A 19,065-nucleotide genomic window follows, 5' to 3' on the forward strand; every position below is an offset into this window, starting at 1 on the left:
GCCTTTCCCCAGCTCCCAACAAGCATTCACTTTACAGCAGAATGGATGCGGGTTTCGATTGCTTCTAATTGTATTAAATCCATCTGCTTGACGAATGAGATTAGTAAACAGATATTAAACATTTTGACAGCATAAATAGAGAGAGGTGCAAAGACTATACATCCTGCACCAAGCGCTCAACTAATTGTACACCTAATAGGAACTATTCTGCTTAACTAAAAAAAGAATCCAGAAGGAGTTGGCACGAGCAGGAAAACGGTAAATGTTAAATATAGTACTACCGAAATCACTACACTGAAAATTGTAGAGACTGTCAACGCAAAAAGTGTTAACCCTCTTTCGTTCAGATACCAGGAACCTAATATTAGATAGACAAACGTTGAGACATAGAACCCGATATAGACAACGCAAGCTACATAAATAAATGTAGCAAAGACAATCACCGTTGCCCTTACCCAGTTAAGATTTGCTTCCTCTTCTTCTATCTTTTCGGCGGCATTTGTTTTTATGCCTTGGAAGAGCAGATAGATTCCAGTTACAATCAGAAAAATTTCAAGAACAAATGGCAAGGCATTACTGCGCTCACTAAGTTCGAACCCCTGAACCATAAAGACAATGGCTACTATAATAATAGCCAGTCCAGCAAGTAAATTAGATTTACGCTTCGTCATTCACTACCGCCTCCTTTTTAGAACGGTGCTTAGTTAAGAACATGGGTGTCATCACTGAAACAATCGTCAGAATTATTAATAACAAAGCGATCGGGTGAGTAAAGAAAACCTTGAGTACAGAACCCTCAGCACCCGCTATTGATATAGATCGACTCAGATTATCTTCTACAATGGGTCCCAGAATAATTCCCAGGGCCATTGCACCAGTATCAAAGCCTATTTTCCCACCAAAGTATCCCACTAGACCAAAGAAAATCATAACCATCACATCAATCATACTGTTTCTAATTGCATAAGAACCAATAATCGAGAGGGAAACTATGGCAACACCTATATAGGAAGTTGGAACATTTAGGACTCTAGCAGTCCCTTTGATAAGGAAGGCCCCCACAAAAACCATCACGATATTAACGACAATTAAAGAAACTATAAAAGTATAGGCAAGCTCAGCATTATTTGTAAAGATCTTAAAGCCTGGTTGAATACCATGCGCTAACAAGGCTCCCATTATAACGGCTGCAACAGCACTACCAGGAATACCCAAAGTTAACATCGGAATCAAGCTGCCGCCGATCGTTGCATTGTTGGCTGATTCGCTGGCCGCAACTCCTTCAATGATACCTTTTCCGAAATTCGCCTTATTTTTATCCCAACGTTTTGCTTCGTTGTAAGAGATAATCGATGCAATCTCTCCACCAGCGCCTGGCAAAATACCTACAAAAGAACCAATAATAGAGGAACGTAATAGGTTAGCCTTGGCGTCCTTCCATAGTTTCTTTGCCACACGCAGAGTTGCGCCTCTTTTACCTTTGTATTCGGCAATAAATTTATTTTTACTCCCGACTAAGGTGATAACCTGCGAGAAGGAAAAGAGACCAATCATAGCCGGTATCACTTCAATACCCTGAACTAAAGAATACGAACCAAAGGTAAAACGGGGCAACCCTTCAAGAGGGTCAAGACCAATGGTGCTAACAAGCATACCCAAAGCCCCCGATATTAATCCTTTCACTACATTGCCCTGGGACATGGAGGCGATTGTACTAAGTCCGAAGATACAGAGCCAGAAAAATTCCGGTGCTCCAAATTTGAGTGCTAATTGTGCCATTGGAGCAGCAAGGAATAAAAGAAACAAAGTACCGATTACTCCGCCGAAAGCAGATGCTAATAATGAAGCATTCAAAGCTCCCTCAGCGTCCCCTTTTTGAGTCATTGGCCAACCGTCAAACGTGGTTGCCACCGAAGAAGGGGTACCAGGAGTGTTAATTAAAATCGCAGAGTTGGACCCACCATAGATGGCTCCGGAATAGATTGCCCCGAGCATAACCAGTCCACTAATTGGATTCATGGCAAAGGTAATTGGAACCATCAAAGCCACTCCCATCGTAGCAGTTAGACCAGGGAGTGCTCCAATGACAATCCCACCCGTTAGACCGACGATGATGAGTAAAAAATTAAAGGGCATCATACTATTGGTAAACCCTGTAAGAATGTGTTCCAGCATAATTCCAGCCTCCTTTTCACAAATAGAAGGGGGCTGGCAGTTCGCCCGCCCCCTGTCAGTTCGCAATAAACTGAGAAGTTCAATTTACTTAATTAAATTAAACTTGGTTAGAAGATTTTTATTATACTCTTGTTGTTCGTGAACATACTTGTCAAACTCTTCCCCAGACATATTATCAGTAGGCTGTCCGGCTTTTTTCATGTCTGCGAGGTAATCTGGGTCCTCTTGGATCTTCTTGAAGGCATCACGGAGAAATCTCACTTTCTCAGGATCAGTACCTTTCGGCACTGCGAATCCACGACGAATATCGGATACTAGATCAAGTCCAGTTTCTTTAAGCGTTGGAACATCGGGCAAAAAGTCATTACGTTTTTCAGCCGCAATTCCTAGGATGTTCATATTCTCCATACTGCGCATAACATCATTGACGTTACCAATCATAAGATCGATTTCTTGACCGAGAAGCGCTGCATTTTGGTCAGCAGCACCTTTGTAAACAACCTGAGTAACTTCAATACCTGTTTTGTCTTGAAGATCAAGCAGCATCATATGATGACCTGAAAAAGTACCTACAATACCGACCTTGAGCTTGTTAGGGTTGGCTTTAGCATAGTCAATAACTTCTTTCCAGGTTTTAAACGGACTGTCCTTTTGAACTGCTAGCACTTGAGGATCCGTCACTACTTGAGAAATATACTCAAAATCATCAATACTAAATTGAGCACCCTGGGCCATTGGTTGAAGAATCATATGGGGTACATTTAAACCACCGAGAGTATAGCCGTCTGGCTGAGCCTTTGCAATTTCTGCAAAACCGATAGCTCCGCCAGCGCCAACCTTATAGTTAAATACCCAAGGTTGCTCTGGAACATATTTGTTCCAGTATTTTTGCATAATACGAGCTTGGATATCACTGGAACCACCAGCACTAAAGGCAATCACCATACTAAGGGGTTTGGTAGGGTATTCTTCCTTAGTAGCCATTGATGTCTGGCCACATCCTGTTAAAGCAAGGGCTAAAATTACAACAATCCCAATAATCAAAACCATCTTTTCGTTTTTTTTCATCACTTTTAACTCCCCTTCTTTTCTTTTTGTCTAATTTTTATCCTTTTAAACCTAAACGTTGATTGTTCCAATTAACTCAGATCACCTCCTTAAACATTGTTTTTATTTCTTTAAATCAGGCATTGATAGTTAAAACAAGTTTTGCAGAGACCTTCTGCCAGAGGACAGACTAGATTTTACTAGTTGAGGATTTAAAGTTAAGTAATTTTCTAAGATTATCTATTAATAATAGGTATCATTGAAGATGCATAAGGCAAAACGGCTACGGTGGGAGAAGAATAATCGGGCAATACCCTATCCAACGCTTCCTGTAGTGAAGATGCCACTTCGACCATCAATGTTTTAGCTAGTGTAGGGGGAATTTGGTCAGAAACAATTATTGTCCTTGCTTTCAGTAACGTTCTACTCCAAAGGTAAGCTTTATGAGGACCAATGACAAATTCTTTAGAGGCAAATGATTCGAATACTTCATGAGGGTTTTCATATAACGACATTTCCTGTTCGAAACTTTCTTCCCCTGACCCTTCTATACACTGAGCAACGAGAATAATAGTTCCACCTCCTTTAACAATCTGGGAGGCAGGCGTAAGTGCCTTCTGAGCTTGGTAAATATTAATATCTTTAGGAAATCCCCCTGGCGAAGCAATCACAATATCAGCAGGATTCATAGGAACCCCGAAAACCCCTTTGGCATAATCTACCCCCAATCGATGAGCCTCTACAGGGTGCCCGGCGACTGCTTTGACTACCTGCTTTTTATCATTAAGAGCAACATTCACGATCATATCTACGCCCACAATTCTCCCAATGTCCTCTAAGTCCTGACGAGCCGGATTATCCTCTAAGCGACCTAATTCAGCCCCAGGACTAAATAACAATGCGTGATTTCCAGTGATAGTGGGACGCCCTCCTAAACCAATGACGGCTCCTTTGACTCCTGCTGTGAAGCCCATAAACTGGTGAGCATCAATCATTCCAGTAACGATTCGATAATCGGCCTGGGCAAAATTTTTATTAACATATACAGGAGTTCCCTGAGTGGAAGTCCCTAAATACTCTAACATTGCTATATTTTCGGCATCATGTGCGACAATGGTTTTAATTCGGCTTATTAGATTTACTCCTAACATAGACTTAATATCCTCAGGCGTCGCAGGGCGATGTAATCCTCCACCGACAATGACAATAATCTGATCTTCATTTATACCCAATTGATTCAACCAAGAGACGACTTCTTCTAAGATCAATCGACTTGGTACTGGACGTGTAAGGTCACTTACTGCAATCGCAATTTTTTGGGCTTTGACCAATTTATCCCGCTGAATATCTCCGATCAAGTTCTTTATTGCTAAATGTATCTGTGCTGATGGGTCTAGCTCAGGTACAACCTGACGAAGTTTTCCATACATGCATTGTACCGATTCTGGTACGTTGCAAGACTGTTTTTCTTGACCATAAGGAACCTTTATTTGCATATTTCTCCCTCCAAAAAAGGAAACTAAAAATTCTTCCAAAGAAAGTCTCTCCTGAAAAAATCAGCTCATATAGATGTAAGAGGACTTATCACTCCAAAGCATACTACCCTTTCCTGTCTCATCGCATTATTGAAAAAAGGGTTTAAGATTTAATAATTACTAAAATTAAATCTTAAACCCCGGAACTAATCCAGTTTAGGAAAGGGATCAATTACGCACTGGGATAGAGACGAGTGAGAACAAATTCTTTATGGTTCAAGGCTTCAGCATCCGTCAATCGACCACGAGCCGTTTTTATGACGCACTCCATCACTTTATCAGCTGCTTGTTCCATGTTTATTTCACGTGACAGTACACCACTAATGTCCACATCGATATGCTCAGACATTGAAGTAGCAGTATTTGGATTTGCAGTCATCTTGACCACAGGCTCAAGGGGATTTCCAACGATATTACCTTGTCCAGTGATAAAGATGTGTAAGGTTGCACCGGCAGCCATCATGGAGGTAACACACTCTGCAGCTGCTGAAGAAGTATCCATAAAATAGCGCCCTGGAGCGATTGGCTCTTCACATGGAGCAAGAACACCAACAATTGGTGACTTTCCTGCTTTTGTAATATTGCCCAACGCTTTTTCCTCAATCGTTGTTAAACCACCTGCAATGTTACCTTGAGTCGGCTGAGTTCCCAAAAGGTCTGCACCTTTAGATTCGATAAGATCCATGTAGTCTTTATGGATCTTAAGATACTTCTCACTGAGTTCAGGAGTTGCAAAGTGTTTGGCAAGAATATGCTCAGCCCCGGTTGTTTCCGGAGTTTCACCAAAGATTACAGTGCCGCCCATTTCAACTAAGCGATCCCCGACAACTCCAGCCGTTGGGTTACTAGCCAAGCCAGTAGTCGTATCAGACTCACCGCATTTGAAGCTGACTACGAGATCTTTGATGTCACATTCAACTTTTTCTAAGGAAGTAGCATATTGAACGAACTCTTGAGCTTTACGAGAAGCTCTTTCGATTGTTTTTAGATCGCCATATCCTTCGATACCGAAATAAGCAACCGGTTTACCCGTCTCAGCAATTCCATCGGCAATTATTTTAGCCCAGTTCGGTTCAATCCCAATGATGACAACAGCGGCAACGTTCGGATTGCGTCCAGCACCAATCAAAGTTTTGAAGTGCAAGTCAAGGTCGGCACCGAATTGAAGACGTCCATAAGGATGAGGAAGGGCCAATGTTCCAGCAATATTGTGCGCGACCGCTTCGCAAGAAGAATTTGATAAATCATCTACAGGTAAAATAATTACATGGTTACGGATTCCGATTCTTCCATTTTCTCTACGATATCCTGAAATCTTAGTTTCCATAATCCCACCTCGCAGTTCTTAAGTTATGTGTGTGGACCCAATCCCCGATTTTAGCATCGGCAGTTGCGATTCCAATGTTCTCTCCATATTTAATGACAGCTTCACCATTCTTGATCGCTTGGAGAGCGATTTTGTGACCGAGCGGAATATCGTGATTTGATTTTACCTGATATTCTTTTCCGCTATGAATTTCCACCCCTAGTACTTTTTCGCCAGCTTGAATGTTCTTGACAGCAACACCTACATAGTCGCCATCTTCGTGAACCAGAAATTTGTGGCTGCTCATGATAGCCCCTCCTTGTTTAAGATTTTTGCTTGCTTGGTAAACATGTTTCTTGCTACCTCCACTTACTTTCAATCACGCATCGGTTTCATAAAGAACGCAACGGATGGCATGTGGTATGTGGTATGTGGTATGTGGTATTACCACTTCTTTTGATAATATAAACCCTTTTGCTTTCTTTGTCAAGAGGGTTTTTTCACAAATTCAATATCCTATAAGACTTTTTGAGCCTAACCTCAGTCCTTTGAGGTTTAAACTTCTTTATATTGATCAAGAGTTTACAAATAAACTTACCACCCCCTCAGCTATAAAACTATAGTCCAAAAGTTTATAAATCTTTTAAAACACCTAGACTTACACGAGGTCAAAAGCCTTACTAGGTATAACAATGGAAAAAAATGTTGCCAAACTTGGCTATTATATTAACAAAGTTAAGAAACCTGGGCTACAGATTGAATGGCTTTTCTAACATTCGCTAAATGAATGAGCATTCTTTGTTGCGCCAATTTAGGATCTCTTTGTTTCATTGCTTCGACAATGGTTTCATGATCCAGCACGGATAAACGTTGCTGCCCCGGAACCATTAGGACTCTAGCCCTATTTTCCCCAAGTAAATCTAACAGGTTAATCATCAGTCTCATCAGAACCCGATTACCTGCTGCCTCCACAATCTTCAGGTGAAATTCCGCATCAAGTAAAGCAAACTTCGACTCTTCGACATCTCCTAATTCTTTTCCTTTCCGAACAATATGCTCGAGTTGCTTAAGATCCTGCTCATTTGCTTTCTGAGTACACCAAATCACAGCTTGGCTTTCTAAAACCTCCCGGACCTGAAATAGCTCTTCGATGGTCCCCCGTGAGATCTGAAGTAGGGACGCTAATCGAGAGATATCTTCTGTTCCATCCACTTCGTTAATATAAGCCCCCATACCATGCCGGATTGTAACTATGCCTAACCCAACTAACGTTTTCAGAGCATCCCGAATCACTGTCCGGCTCACAGAAAACATGGTGCTCATTTCGCGTTCGGGAGGTAACTTATCACCCGGCTTAAGCTCGCCGTTGTTAATTGTTTGCATAATCTGATTTATAATGTCTTCGGATAGGTTACCGTATAGTTTAACAGGTTCAAACATAATGCCCACCGACCTTAATTTTTTTACTTTGGTATTATATCATAAAAAGTTTAAGCATAATTTTTAATCAAAAGATCACTCTTTTGTGTTTATAACTTTTTTAATCGTCATAGCATAATATCAAGACATGAGGCTCAGCTATTTTCATAAAGGCTAATGGGTAATATTTTATGTCGCTGACTCAAAGGACCGTAACAAAACTTTGCTACGGTCCTTTGCTAAAAGGCTAGTTTTTGACAATATCAGTTAATTATTGTTCTTCAAACCATATTATTCCAACATTTAACTAATTATAACCCTCAGTACTTCTCTACTAAGTCTTAAAGGTCACTTTACTTCTTAACTAATTCCTTAATAAGCCAAGACGCTTAACTCACCTAAGCATCCTAACATGCCTACACATTGACTGAGCAAAGCTAAACGTGCCCTTTTCAAGTTCTCATCTTCCACCATAATCATGACCGCTTGGAAAAGAGCTTCGATTTGCGGGATCAGTTCCCAAGCAAGATCATAGGCCTCTTCATAATTTCCCAAGCCAATCATCTGATCAAAACTCTGTCTGCGAGAGGATATTGCGTCAGCTAAAGCTATTTCCGTCCCATCGACCAAGCGGGATGGATCTAACTCTAAAGTCGGTTCTTTTTTGGTAAGGTTAAAGCAACGAGTATAGGTTTGGGCATAAAGGACAAAAGCTTCTTCCACCCGTTTTTCAGAAAGCACCCGAGCTCTTTTAACCACACGATTAATCTCATCACTGCCAAGCACCAAAACCGCATCCACAGTATCATAGCGCAGACCTTGTTCCTGAAGCACGAAACGCACCCTTTGTTGGAAGAAATCCAGTAACAAAGGCAAGATGTCTCCAATGGGCAAAGGAACCGTTCCTTGCTTCTCAAGAAGGCTGTAGGACTCCCGAATAAGCTCGTTTAAGGAAAGATCCCACCCTGACTCTAACAGGATTGCCACAATCCCCTGCGCTTGCCTTCTGAGAGCATAAGGATCTTGAGACCCTGTAGGTTGAATCCCAATGCTGAATGCCCCAACAATCGCATCTAGTTTATCTGCAATGCTGACCACACGCCCTGAATCAGAGGCCGGCGTCACATCTCCTGCGAAACGAGGTTGATAGTGTTCAAGTATTCCTTGACAGACCTCAGGCTTCTCTCCACTGGCTTTGGCGTAGTCCGCACCCATGATTCCTTGCAGTTCGGGGAAATCACTGACCATCAAGGTTACTAGATCCGCTTTAGCTAAATAAGCAGTTCGATCGATCTCTTCTTGCTTAGCTACTCCGAACCCCTGACACTCTGCCATGAATAGAGATAAACCGCGTAAGCGTTCAACCCGTTGTTCAACCGTGCCCAATTTCTCGTGATACACAATTTTCCCTAACTTAGGCACTAATTCTGCCAGTGAAACTTTTTGATCTTCCCTATAATAGAAGGCCGCATCTTCCAGGCGAGCTTTCAACACTTTTTCATTTCCGGCTTTAACCATATCTAAAGCGAAATCATTTCCATTTCGCACCGTAATAAAATAGGGCAGAAGTTTTCCGTCCCGAGATCGGACCGGGAAATACCGTTGATGCTCTCGCATAGGAGTTGTAATCACAGCCTCAGGTAAATGCATGTATTGAGAAGCCACTCCGCCTAATAAAGCCGTTGGATACTCCACAAGGTGAATCACCTCACCCAGAAGTTCTTCATCTGCAGGTACATCGCCACCGACCTTCTCAGCAAGAATTTTCAATTGAGCTAAGATAGCTGTCTTTCTGTCCTCCGGATCGATGATCACATAAGCCTGACGTAAAGCTTCGCGATAATCCGAGGGTTGGCCAATCACTACCCCCTCAGTCGCTAAAGTACGATGCCCGCGGGAGGAGCGTCCAGACTCAAGACCTACGAACTCGAAGGGAACGACGTCTGAACCATAAAGTGCAACAATCCAACGAATAGGCCGAGCAAAACGAAAATCGAGTTCACCCCAACGCATTGGCTTTGGAAAATGCAAAGAGTTAATCGTATCAATAGCAAGCTGAGGTAAGAGTTCTTTAGTCTTAAGCCCAACTTCTGATTTTCGAGCAAATACATAGGGCACCCCATTAACCTCTTGAACAAAAAGATTTTCTACCGACACGCCTTGCCCTCTGGCAAAGCCCTGGGCAGCCTTCGTGGGTGCTCCACCGGCATCATAGGCGGCTTTGACAGCCGGCCCCTTGACCTCCATGGATAAATCTTCTTGAGTTTCCGCAAGTTCCATTACCAAAAGAGCCAGACGACGAGGGGTGGCAAAAACCTTAATTTCCTTATATGTTAAGCGGAGCTCTGCTAAGCGTTTGCGTGCCTGTTCTTCCAACTGGGTCATGGCCCCTGGAGAAAATTTAGCTGGGATTTCTTCCGTTCCAATTTCAAGCAAAAAATCGTTCGCCATCTTACTCCACCTCCAAATCGTTGTTCGAGGTTCGTTGTTCGAGGTTCGAGTGCATTTGTTCTTGCGGGTTAAGCAAAGCTTCATGTGTGTTTTGATGCTCCCTTACCCTATCCCTATTAAGTAAGGGGAACCCCAATTTCTCTCGCTGCTCTACATATGCTTGAGCGCAAAGACGAGCCAACCCACGCACCCGCGTAATGTAACTTGTGCGTTCCGTGACACTGATTGCCCCCCGAGCATCCAGCAGGTTAAACGTATGCGAGCATTTCAGCACGTAATCATAGGCTGGAAGCACTAAACCCTTCTCAACAACCCGTTTGGCCTCACGCTCATACATATCAAACCAAGTTTGCAATGCTTCAATATCCGCCACTTCAAAATTATAATGTGAGTAATCTATTTCATTCTGAAGATAAATATCCCCGTAGGTAATATCTCCAACCCATTCAATATCATAAACATTATCTTTGTTTTGGATATAAGTGGTCAGGCGCTCCAATCCGTAAGTGATTTCAGCACAAACCGGTTTGCAGTCAATCCCTCCGCACTGTTGGAAATACGTAAACTGAGTCACTTCCATTCCATCCAGCCAGACTTCCCAGCCTAACCCCCAGGCCCCCAAAGTTGGTGACTCCCAATTATCTTCTACAAACCGAATATCATGCTCACGAGGATTAATTCCCAGCCGCTCCAGACTCTGCAAATATAGCTCCTGAACATTGTCAGGAGAGGGCTTAAGAATGACTTGGTATTGAAAATAGTGCTGTAACCGATTAGGGTTCTCTCCATAACGACCATCCGTAGGTCTGCGAGACGGCTCAACATAAGCTACATTCCAGGGCTCGGGTCCCAGAGCCCTTAAAAAAGTTGCCGGGTTCATAGTACCCGCCCCTTTTTCAACATCATATGGCTGCGCAATAATGCACCCTTGTTCTCCCCAAAACTGGTTAAGGGTTAAGATAATATCTTGGAACTTCATAGATACGCCTCCTCATAGAATCGAATTAGTCTAATTCACTGGATTAATCTGCTGGCATGCAAGTTGATGCAAGTGTGCAAGTCTGAGAGGGTTCCTCAAATTGTATCTGCACTTGACTTGTATCAACGTGTGAACGTGCAATGGCCCCTTACTTTAAAAGACCCAAAAAAACCCTCACCCCCGTAGCATTTTAAGCTACAGGGACGAGAGCTTGTTCCCGCGGTTCCACCCTGTTTGACCCCTCATCAAGGTCCCCTTCGTTCTATGTGCTCAGAGTTGCCCCATCCACGTCCTCTCATTCGGCTTCCACCCACCCGAACTCGCTAAAGAAAGGCTCCATGAACTTCTTTCCCATCATCGCTATTTAAAAGGTATTAATTTTAATTATTATATGCTGAAGAAGAAATTGTGTCAAATCTGGCCTCCCTACCCAGCCGTGAGGTATAAAAATAGAATGTTAAATGACCTAATTAGCTCATTTGAAGCATACAAGATGATAAATTGAGGTATATTAGAAAAATCTGGTGTATACCCCTATCTTGGTAGATACCCTTTCTTTATAGGTTGCATGGTATGGCGATAGGTGGTAAAATTTATTTACAGGCAACTTAATGCTGTAAAACAAGTTGTAAGGTACATCTGTATTTAAATCTATAGTTAAGAGAATTCTAACCTAGGAGGAGGTGTTGAAATGATACGATTTGATAAAGTATCCAAAGTATTCTCGGAGGGATTTAAAGCTTTGGATAATATATCTTTTCAGATTGATGAAGGAGAACTGTTTGTCTTAATCGGGCCCAGTGGCTGTGGCAAAACCACCACCATGAAAATGATTAACCGATTAACTGAACCGACACAAGGTAAGATCTGGATAGCTGATAAGGATATCAGTCAGGAAAATCCAGTCGAGTTACGGCGTAATATTGGGTATGTCATCCAGCATATCGGACTCTTGCCCCATATGACAATTGGTCAGAATGTAGCCTTGGTACCGAGACTCAAAAAAATGAATGCTTCAAGCTACCAGCAAAGAGTGGATGATCTTTTATCGATGGTCGGCTTAGATCCGAACACTTATCGCGATCGTTATCCTGCAGAATTAAGCGGTGGTCAACAACAAAGGGTAGGAGTTATTAGAGCACTGGCCGCCGAGCCGCCGATTATCTTAATGGACGAGCCCTTTAGCGCCTTAGATCCGATCAGCCGCGAACAACTACAGGACGAGCTTATTAGGCTTCAACAGGAAATTAAGAAAACCATTGTCTTCGTCACTCATGATATGGATGAAGCCCTCAAAATCGCGGATCGTATTTGTATTATGCAAGAAGGAAAAATCGTGCAGTTAGACAGCCCGGACTACATCCTGCGCCACCCAGCCAATGATTTTGTAAGCTCCTTTATAGGCCAAGACAGGCTTAATGCCGCCGGAATACTGCCTGATGTTGAAGAGGTAATGGTTAAACCTGTAACATCGAGTCCTAACCGTGGTTTGGCTGAAGCTATAAAGTTTATGCATAAACATAAAGTTGACAGCTTGCTTGTGACTGGACCGGGGAATAAATATCTAGGTATTGCCAAAGCATGGGATATCCAACAACATTACAATGACGAAACGTTAACCCTACAAGATATTATGGTAAAGGGTTTTTCGACAATTCAGAGAGACCGCCCATTAAGCGAGGCCATCGATATCATTAGTGAAAACAATGTGTCCAGTCTGCCTGTGCTCAGCGCTGAAGGGACGCTGGTAGGTGTTATTACCAGGTCTAGTTTAGTGGATGTCATGGCACATAAATACGGAAATGGAACTACGGATTCCTAGAAAGGAAGGGGCTATGGAAATATTTTCAGTTGTCCAGGATCGTTGGCCTGCTATCGTTACAGCTTTCAGCGAACATCTTCAGTTAACATTTGTCGCCCTCTTTTTTGCGATTGTTATTGCTGTTCCATTAGGAATCGTACTAACCCGTTATCGCAGAATAGCGGAGCCGGTAATTGGTGTGACGGCTGTAGCACAGACAATTCCAAGCCTTGCCCTACTCGGTTTAATGATCCCCCTAATAGGGATAGGTTTTTTTCCTGCTATTGTGGCCTTAACTATTTACGGATTATTACCCATCATTCGCAATACCTATACGGGTATAGTGGGGGTAAACCAAGCTGCTATTGAAGCAGGAGTGGGTATGGGAATGACTTCAAGCCAGGTACTAATTATGGTGGAAATACCTCTGTCACTCTCTGTTATTATCGCTGGGATAAGGACATCGACAGTTCTTATTGTAGGAGTAGCGACTCTCGCTGCTTTGATTGGAGCTGGCGGGTTGGGAGATCTGATTTTCAGAGGGGTTTCAATGTCTAGCAATGAACTAATTCTAGCAGGCGCAATCCCGGCTGCACTGTTGGCTTTGATGATTGATTATTTGTTCAAATGGATTGAGATTAGGGTCACGCCTAAAGGCAGTAGGGCTAATTAGTCAATAAGCTCGAGTTCAATTTATGAGGAGGAAAACTTATGAAAAAAGCAAGAATATATGGGGCTCTGGCAGTTATATTACTTTTGGTTTTCAGTATAGCGGGTTGCTCAGCTAACGGGAAAGACGGAGCAGGAGGTAAAGTCGTCATTAGTGGCAAGAACTTTACAGAGCAAGAAATTTTAGTTTACTTAATGGCTGGAGTAGTTGAGGCTAAAACTGATCTTGAAGTCGAAACTAAACCCTGGCTCGGAGGAACAATGGTTGCCTCGAAAGCATTAGATGCCGGGGATATTGACATCTATGCTGAATACACAGGAACGGCTTTGACGGTACAACTTGAACAAGAGGTCATAACTGACCCAGATGAAGCTTATGATACGGTAAGTAAAATGTACAAAGAAACAAAAGACATTACTTGGCTCAAGCCTTTTGGGTTTAATAATACCTATACGCTAACGCTGCGAAAAGCCGATGCGGAAAAGTTTGGTGTTGAAACCTTCAGTGATCTGGTTAAGCATGCACCTGATTTAGTCATGGCGTCTGAGCCGGAATTCCTTGAGCGGGATGACGGATATAAGGGTATCCAAAAATTGTATGGCATAGAATTCAAGGATGTTAAGGCAATGGATGCCGGCCTTATGTACAGTGCCCTCAAAGACGGCAAAGCGGACGTGTGCCCTGCCTATGCTACAGATGGAAGAATTATTGCCTTTGATCTGAAAGTACTAAAGGATGACAAGCATTTCTTTCCACCCTATTACGCTGCTCCAATTATCCGTAATGATACGTTAGCCAAACACCCAGAGCTTGCAGATGCCCTTAACTCTTTGGCAGGCAAACTCGATGATTCAGTAATGCAACAACTAAACGCCAAGGTTGATCTGGATAAGAAAACTTCTAAAGATGTTGCAAGCGAATGGCTTAAGGCCCAAGGCCTAATATAACAGAACCTAAAAGGGGATGTAGTAAAACTTTTTCCAGTTTATCACATCCCCACTCTATCTGTAATCTCCTTATATAATAGAGGACTGTTCACCACTTCAAAGGTGTACAGTCCTCTATTTTGGGATAACACACCACCAGCTTGAAAAAATCTGAAGTTTTCTTACGGCCCCTTTTAGGTTCTAACTCACGTCACGTGAATTAAACTATCAACTCCCTAATTCTTTAATTTTAGAGATAAACTTCGCATACACCTTATGCATATGAGGTTCATTACTATATTCAATCAATTTTTCTAACGAAATCCATCTAACACCGCTATTTTCATCTTCTTTAACAATCAGAGCGTCATTCTCATCAGCTTCCATCAAAAATGCCACTGATAAATGTAGATGCGGGGATACATACTCCCCTCTTTTCATATGACCTAACACTGGAAGTATGTCCAAAGAAAATATGCCCGAAGTAACCAAGTGAATATTATTAACTCCAGTTTCCTCCTTTAATTCTTTAATGGCCACAGCCAAAAGGTCTTTTTCCCCATCTGCATGTCCACCTGTCCAGGACCAAGAATCATAAATATTATGATGGATTACAAGCACTTTATCTCTTGAACTATTTACTGCGAAAGCGGAGCTTGTGAAATGAGCAATCTTATTATTTCTCGTTAAAACGTCCTCAAATACCCCTAAGCAATTTAGAATTACCTCTTTATCCTTTTCCTCTTGCTCATTATATGGAATATATCTTTTGATTGATTCGACGAACTCCATATTCTCTCTCTTTTCATACAAGAATTATCCTTGTAAATCTAATTTAAACAGCTTAAATACTTCTACATGGCTAAAGCAACTATTTTCAAATAGGAAATCCTAGTAATTTTAAATAACGCTAATGTCCAAGTCACTTATTTAGCAAAAATATCAAATAGCAAACTAAAACTCTCCCGTTCCTTCATCGTGAGAATAATCCTCTTTAGAGGCAACTTCCAACTCAAAATGATTAATCGCCGCCCCTACAGCGCCTACAAGTGCCAGCAATCGCAAACCAGGCTTCCTCCAAATTGTATACGCCAGAGCAAGTCCCAAGGGCGCTGAAAGGCTGATAATCGTATTGTCATGCCGTTTAAGGCTGATTGTAGAGTGACTAATATTTGATATGGTAGATTTGACACTATCCAAGATCCCCTGTCCACTCTCTTCGAAATTCCAGTCTTGCCCTAAACCATTTCGAACCTTCTCCAAATCATCCAAAGCCTTCAGTAAATCACCCTGAGCCAAGTTTAAGGCCGTACGAGCCTCTTCGTATCCAATCCCCATTCGTTCACGCAAAACATCTATCTTTTCAAGTTCTGTCCAAGGTTCATTCATTTTCTTTGCCTTCCTTTCCGTCAAAACTTCTCTCCTATGAATCCTGTGTTAAACTTCCCATCCTCCACGATTTAAGAGGACGCTCAAACTTATGCTCAAGATAAAGTCGCAATGTCTCCAAAATCTCTTGCTGCATCCAAGCCCCCCAGCGCATACGGTCCAGCTTAGTAATATCAGCACGAATCAGTTGACGCATAAATGCAATACTGCCTGCCCGAATCCATCGCCCCGAATAGTTCTCCTGACACTTCCCACATAAAGTACCACCAGCTTCTAAACTAAAAAACATCCGATCCCCCTTCACGCTAACCCCACACTCGGCACATTCCCCCAGAAGCGGACGATAACCCAAAACTTCCATTAACCGCAAAGAGTATGCACTAAGCACAAGAGCCGGATCAAACTGTTCCAGTAGAAAAAAACAGGTCAAGGTAAGTGTAAAGAGTTCCGTATTAGGCTGATCAGGTATTGTCGAGATATCTAACAGCTCAGAAATCCCGGTAGCAGCAAATGACCGATCCAGATCATTCCAAAGATGTGGAAAACTCTCCTTAGGGCTGCACTGACTGACGGTATCCAGACTCTTCCCCCGATGAATCAGAAAATCCCCATATGTAAATAATTGAGCTCCCGCTCTTTGACGACTCTTGGGTTTGCGAACCCCTTTTGCCACAGCTTGAAGCTTCCCCAACTCACGGGAAAAAAGAGTGAGTACACGATCCGACTCACCAAATTGCTTGCTGCGGATCACCAACGCGTCCGCATGATAAACGGCCACGCCCACTCACCCTTTCTATTTTTTCTATTCTATGATCTTAGTATGCATTTATTGTGGATGAAAAGCTAACTTTGTGCTTTAAAGGATGTACACACAAGTCCTCACACAAGTACCGCACTCGTCCCCAACCTATCCGCTCCAGCCTCCACGAGCTCAAGGGCAAACTCCTTCGTCCTGATTCCACCTGATGCCTTAACCTTAACATTTTCTCCAACCCATTTTTTCAGATTACGCACATCCTCGATGGTGGCTCCCCCTCCTGCAAAGCCAGTTGAAGTTTTAATAAAATCTGCCCCCGAACGTTTAACAATCTCGGCCGCCGATTTTTTCTCATCTTCAGTAAGCAAGCTGGTTTCGATAATAACCTTTATGATTAACCCGCACTCATGGGCAGCTTCCACCACTCTGGTAATATCCCGCTCAACCGCTTCCCAATTTCCTGATTTTGCCATGCCGACATTTATGACCATATCCACTTCTTTACCGCCATGTGCTTTGACCATAAAAACTTCCTGAACTTTAACTTCTGTATACGTCGCTCCTAATGGAAAACCCACAACAGCGGCAATACAAATCCCCGTCCCATGCAAAATTTTAGAAGCTGTTTGCACATAACAGGGATTAACACAAACAGCCGCAAACTTATGCTGTTGAGCTTCATGACAAAGTATCACAATATCCTTTTCAGACGCTTGAGGTTTTAATAATGTGTGATCAGTTATTCCTGCAATAGTCATCTTTATTATCCCTTTTCCTTTCCATAGCCATAGTTTCGCAAGCTATCCGGCCTATTCCGCCAATCTTTTTTAACTTTAACCCAAAGCTCCAAAAACACCTTACTGCCCAACAAAGCCTCGATATCCAAACGAGCCAAGCGGCCAATTTCCTTAAGTTGTTTACCCCCTGCCCCGATGATAATCCCTTTTTGAGAATCTCGCTCAACCACAACCAAGGCTCGCACTTTAACCAAAGTCTTCTTTTCTTCAACCTCTTCAATCACGACAGCAATCGAATGCGGAACCTCATCTCGGGTCAGTTGAAGTACCTTTTCGCGCACTAACTCAGCCATAATAAAACGTTCCGGTTGATCAGTCACTTCATCTTCGGGATAATACATCGGACCCGCAGGCATTTTATCAAAAATCACTCTTAACAGTTCATCCGTATTTTCCCCGGTTTTTGCAGAAATAGGTACGATAGCTTTGAAATCTGCCAAACTTGAGAATTGCTGAATTTTATGCATCAACTGATCTTTACTCAATAAGTCAACTTTATTCAAAGCAAGCACACATGGAGTCTTTGTTTGCTTGAGCATTTCAATGATAAACTCTTCCCCAGCACCGAAATCCGCCGAAAGATCCACCATATAAAGGATCACATCAACCTCTCGCATAGATTCCTTAGCCGCACCAACCATGAACTCTCCGAGCTTATGCTTTGGCTTATGTATTCCAGGCGTATCCAAAAAAACAATCTGTCCCCGCTCCTCGGTCAAGATACACTGGATTCGATTACGGGTAGTCTGAGGCTTATCGGACATGATAAGCACTTTCTGTCCTAATAAATGATTAAGCAAGGTTGATTTCCCTGCATTCGGTCTTCCTATAACAGACACAAAACCTGAACGAAATCCATCTGATTTTAATGAACCCAACGGTGAAGTCACTTCCCTATCTTATAGCATTAATTTTTCATGTTATCTATATACTACCATAACCTTAACTGATAACGTCTATTCAGCAGACATTTGAGTAGGTATTCTTAAAGAATTTCACACACCCTCAGAACAGCTCAATAACATAAGCACCCCGTAAGAAGGAAGGTGCACATGAAATGCGCCTTCTCCCAAGCAGTCTTAACCTCATTCCCCGTTCCAAGTCCCGGGACACAGTATCACACGATCGCAACGTCTTTGCCCTTAGCAGCCTAGCAAACTTCCGTTCAAGCGCCCCCACACATACGGGGCAGTGTACAGGGTCCCCTCCCGCCATCCTGCAAGAAGAGTAATCCGTGCGAAAACGGTGTTTTCATGGGCTGAACCCCGCTCCCCAAAACCAAGAGATTGAACGGTTAGTTTGCTCTGCGTCGTAAGACCGAGCGATGTACACACAAGTCCCCTAGAGAAACTCCGGCCCAAACGCCTCCGGCAACAACACTTTCAAACTTGTCCACCGCAAATGTCCTTGACCATTCATAAGAATGACCGGACAATCCACAGCAAATTCACGAATTACCTGTCGGCATGCGCCGCATGGAGATGGAAAAACCTCACTTGGAACAGCAATAACTATTCCTTTCAATTCTCGTTCTCCACGAGCAATCGCTTGAAAAATTGCATTTCGTTCTGCGCAAACCGTTAAACCATAACTGGCATTCTCCACGTTACATCCACTATAAATCTTTCCTGATGAAAACAGCACTGCCGACCCAACTGGGTAATGGGAATAGGGCACATACGCTTGATCATATGCTGCTTTGGCCCGGTCAATAAGTTCTTGTATGAGCTTAGGATCGAGCATACCTACCAGCTCTGATTCCATTCTCTCTATCGTTTGAGATTGATCCTGCTTCACAGAGTTAAATCCCCCT

Annotated in this window: 17 protein-coding genes and 1 pseudogene; 3 read left to right on the plus strand and 15 right to left on the minus strand. The window is 42.7% G+C overall.

Annotated elements, in window-relative coordinates:
* Nucleotides 1-215: 215 nt before the first annotated feature.
* The 9 genes and pseudogenes from LJE72_RS01395 to glyQ form a co-directional block, all read right to left on the minus strand.
* Nucleotides 216-671 carry a tripartite tricarboxylate transporter TctB family protein gene (locus LJE72_RS01395; protein ID WP_229245489.1) on the minus strand — a complete coding sequence of 152 codons (456 nt, stop codon included), beginning with the start codon at nucleotides 669-671 and terminating at the stop codon, nucleotides 216-218.
* Complete coding sequence (locus LJE72_RS01400; protein ID WP_229245490.1) at nucleotides 658-2,175, minus strand: tripartite tricarboxylate transporter permease; 1,518 nt, start codon at nucleotides 2,173-2,175, stop codon at nucleotides 658-660. Before LJE72_RS01400 ends, LJE72_RS01395 begins: the two co-directional genes overlap by 14 nt.
* Nucleotides 2,176-2,259: 84 nt before the next feature.
* Entirely contained in the window at nucleotides 2,260-3,243 is a 984-nt protein-coding gene (locus LJE72_RS01405; RefSeq protein ID WP_229245491.1) for a tripartite tricarboxylate transporter substrate binding protein, read from the minus strand.
* Between the two features lie 215 nt (nucleotides 3,244-3,458).
* A complete protein-coding gene (larA, locus tag LJE72_RS01410) occupies nucleotides 3,459-4,718 on the minus strand; it encodes a nickel-dependent lactate racemase (protein ID WP_229245492.1) in 1,260 nt (419 codons plus the stop codon).
* A gap of 211 nt (nucleotides 4,719-4,929) precedes the next feature.
* On the minus strand, nucleotides 4,930-6,084 hold the full coding sequence (locus LJE72_RS01415) for a UxaA family hydrolase (protein ID WP_229245493.1): 1,155 nt from the start codon (nucleotides 6,082-6,084) through the stop codon (nucleotides 4,930-4,932).
* The gene (locus LJE72_RS01420; protein WP_229245494.1) at nucleotides 6,074-6,370 is read right to left on the minus strand and encodes a UxaA family hydrolase; all 297 of its coding nucleotides are present in this window, start codon (nucleotides 6,368-6,370) and stop codon (nucleotides 6,074-6,076) included. The genes LJE72_RS01415 and LJE72_RS01420 overlap by 11 nt, the downstream gene beginning before the upstream one ends.
* A gap of 428 nt (nucleotides 6,371-6,798) precedes the next feature.
* Entirely contained in the window at nucleotides 6,799-7,503 is a 705-nt protein-coding gene (locus LJE72_RS01425; protein ID WP_229245501.1) for a FadR/GntR family transcriptional regulator, read from the minus strand.
* Nucleotides 7,504-7,854: 351 nt separating this feature from the next.
* Nucleotides 7,855-9,933 (minus strand): glycine--tRNA ligase subunit beta, encoded by a 2,079-nt coding sequence (gene glyS / locus LJE72_RS01430; protein WP_229245503.1) that lies wholly within the window; start codon nucleotides 9,931-9,933, stop codon nucleotides 7,855-7,857.
* A gap of 97 nt (nucleotides 9,934-10,030) precedes the next feature.
* Nucleotides 10,031-10,912, minus strand: a pseudogene (gene glyQ, locus LJE72_RS01435) (glycine--tRNA ligase subunit alpha); the annotation flags it as partial.
* A gap of 691 nt (nucleotides 10,913-11,603) precedes the next feature.
* Here glyQ and LJE72_RS01440 point away from each other — a divergent pair.
* The 3 genes from LJE72_RS01440 to LJE72_RS01450 are packed head-to-tail and all read left to right on the plus strand — an operon-like array spanning nucleotide 11,604 to nucleotide 14,330.
* Complete coding sequence (locus LJE72_RS01440; RefSeq protein ID WP_229245505.1) at nucleotides 11,604-12,734, plus strand: ABC transporter ATP-binding protein; 1,131 nt, start codon at nucleotides 11,604-11,606, stop codon at nucleotides 12,732-12,734.
* A 13-nt stretch (nucleotides 12,735-12,747) separates the two neighbouring features.
* Complete coding sequence (locus LJE72_RS01445) at nucleotides 12,748-13,386, plus strand: ABC transporter permease (RefSeq protein ID WP_229245507.1); 639 nt, start codon at nucleotides 12,748-12,750, stop codon at nucleotides 13,384-13,386.
* Between the two features lie 38 nt (nucleotides 13,387-13,424).
* Complete coding sequence (locus LJE72_RS01450) at nucleotides 13,425-14,330, plus strand: glycine betaine ABC transporter substrate-binding protein (protein ID WP_229245508.1); 906 nt, start codon at nucleotides 13,425-13,427, stop codon at nucleotides 14,328-14,330.
* Between the two features lie 207 nt (nucleotides 14,331-14,537).
* Here the strand turns inward: LJE72_RS01450 and LJE72_RS01455 are convergent, their stop codons facing one another.
* The 6 genes from LJE72_RS01455 to cdd all read right to left on the minus strand — a co-directional run bounded on the left by LJE72_RS01455 (nucleotide 14,538) and on the right by cdd (nucleotide 18,995).
* Nucleotides 14,538-15,101, minus strand: a complete 564-nt coding sequence (locus LJE72_RS01455) for an NUDIX hydrolase (protein WP_229245510.1) — start codon at nucleotides 15,099-15,101, stop codon at nucleotides 14,538-14,540.
* A 162-nt stretch (nucleotides 15,102-15,263) separates the two neighbouring features.
* On the minus strand, nucleotides 15,264-15,722 hold the full coding sequence (locus LJE72_RS01460; protein WP_229245512.1) for a DUF4342 domain-containing protein: 459 nt from the start codon (nucleotides 15,720-15,722) through the stop codon (nucleotides 15,264-15,266).
* Nucleotides 15,723-15,732: 10 nt separating this feature from the next.
* Entirely contained in the window at nucleotides 15,733-16,476 is a 744-nt protein-coding gene (recO, locus tag LJE72_RS01465) for a DNA repair protein RecO (RefSeq protein ID WP_229245514.1), read from the minus strand.
* A 101-nt stretch (nucleotides 16,477-16,577) separates the two neighbouring features.
* Nucleotides 16,578-17,213 carry a deoxyribose-phosphate aldolase gene (gene deoC / locus LJE72_RS01470; protein ID WP_248286139.1) on the minus strand — a complete coding sequence of 212 codons (636 nt, stop codon included), beginning with the start codon at nucleotides 17,211-17,213 and terminating at the stop codon, nucleotides 16,578-16,580.
* Between the two features lie 5 nt (nucleotides 17,214-17,218).
* Nucleotides 17,219-18,130: a GTPase Era gene (gene era / locus LJE72_RS01475; protein ID WP_229245515.1), complete on the minus strand. Its 912-nt coding sequence runs from the start codon at nucleotides 18,128-18,130 to the stop codon at nucleotides 17,219-17,221.
* Between the two features lie 463 nt (nucleotides 18,131-18,593).
* Nucleotides 18,594-18,995, minus strand: coding sequence for a cytidine deaminase (cdd, locus tag LJE72_RS01480; RefSeq protein WP_396390167.1), 402 nt, complete (start codon nucleotides 18,993-18,995; stop codon nucleotides 18,594-18,596).
* Nucleotides 18,996-19,065: the final 70 nt, after the last annotated feature.

The sequence above is a fragment of the Desulfosporosinus shakirovi genome (genome assembly GCF_020595055.1).
GTDB classification, from domain to species: Bacteria; Bacillota; Desulfitobacteriia; order Desulfitobacteriales; family Desulfitobacteriaceae; genus Desulfosporosinus; species Desulfosporosinus shakirovi.

What these genes read in the sequence shown, in the direction of transcription:
- glyS (WP_229245503.1), bottom strand. Translation starts at nt 9,933, where the DNA reads ATGGCGAACGATTTTTTGCTTGAAATTGGAACGGAAGAAATCCCAGCT.
- LJE72_RS01395 (WP_229245489.1), bottom strand. Translation starts at nt 671, where the DNA reads ATGACGAAGCGTAAATCTAATTTACTTGCTGGACTGGCTATTATTATA.
- LJE72_RS01425 (WP_229245501.1), bottom strand. Translation starts at nt 7,503, where the DNA reads ATGTTTGAACCTGTTAAACTATACGGTAACCTATCCGAAGACATTATA.
- deoC (WP_248286139.1), bottom strand. Translation starts at nt 17,213, where the DNA reads ATGACTATTGCAGGAATAACTGATCACACATTATTAAAACCTCAAGCG.
- LJE72_RS01415 (WP_229245493.1), bottom strand. Translation starts at nt 6,084, where the DNA reads ATGGAAACTAAGATTTCAGGATATCGTAGAGAAAATGGAAGAATCGGA.
- LJE72_RS01440 (WP_229245505.1), top strand. Translation starts at nt 11,604, where the DNA reads ATGATACGATTTGATAAAGTATCCAAAGTATTCTCGGAGGGATTTAAA.
- LJE72_RS01450 (WP_229245508.1), top strand. Translation starts at nt 13,425, where the DNA reads ATGAAAAAAGCAAGAATATATGGGGCTCTGGCAGTTATATTACTTTTG.
- LJE72_RS01445 (WP_229245507.1), top strand. Translation starts at nt 12,748, where the DNA reads ATGGAAATATTTTCAGTTGTCCAGGATCGTTGGCCTGCTATCGTTACA.
- larA (WP_229245492.1), bottom strand. Translation starts at nt 4,718, where the DNA reads ATGCAAATAAAGGTTCCTTATGGTCAAGAAAAACAGTCTTGCAACGTA.
- LJE72_RS01420 (WP_229245494.1), bottom strand. Translation starts at nt 6,370, where the DNA reads ATGAGCAGCCACAAATTTCTGGTTCACGAAGATGGCGACTATGTAGGT.
- cdd (WP_396390167.1), bottom strand. Translation starts at nt 18,995, where the DNA reads ATGCTCGATCCTAAGCTCATACAAGAACTTATTGACCGGGCCAAAGCA.
- LJE72_RS01405 (WP_229245491.1), bottom strand. Translation starts at nt 3,243, where the DNA reads ATGAAAAAAAACGAAAAGATGGTTTTGATTATTGGGATTGTTGTAATT.
- LJE72_RS01455 (WP_229245510.1), bottom strand. Translation starts at nt 15,101, where the DNA reads ATGGAGTTCGTCGAATCAATCAAAAGATATATTCCATATAATGAGCAA.
- LJE72_RS01400 (WP_229245490.1), bottom strand. Translation starts at nt 2,175, where the DNA reads ATGCTGGAACACATTCTTACAGGGTTTACCAATAGTATGATGCCCTTT.